Genomic DNA, 239 nt, shown 5'->3' with positions numbered 1-239 from the left:
AGTCCGGCACCGAGGCGCTCGTCAGGGTCATGGTCGAGGCTCCCGATGCCGAATCCGCCCAGTCGTATGCCGACCGGCTCGTCGCGGTCGTGCGGGAACGACTCTCTCTCTGAACCGTCGAGCGCGCCGTGAGGCACCGACCACAGGTCAGCCCCGCGGCGCGCTCCAGTTCAGCTGCTCGATGTATCGCAGCAGCACTCCCTCGCGCAGCGCCCACGGCGACACCTCGAGCTCGTCGA

General features: G+C 69.0%; 1 protein-coding gene. It reads left to right on the top strand.

Going from position 1 to position 239, the window contains the following annotated elements:
- Nucleotides 1-113, top strand: a 113-nt coding sequence (locus SB753_RS40940) for a hypothetical protein (RefSeq protein WP_410805665.1), incomplete at its 5' end; no start/stop codon positions are given.
- Nucleotides 114-239 lie beyond the last annotated feature (126 nt).

It is taken from the genome of Paraburkholderia sp. SIMBA_053 (assembly GCF_046534895.1).
Classification (GTDB): Bacteria; Pseudomonadota; Gammaproteobacteria; order Burkholderiales; family Burkholderiaceae; genus Paraburkholderia; species Paraburkholderia caledonica.
This window is presented reverse-complemented; position numbering and strand designations above follow the sequence as displayed.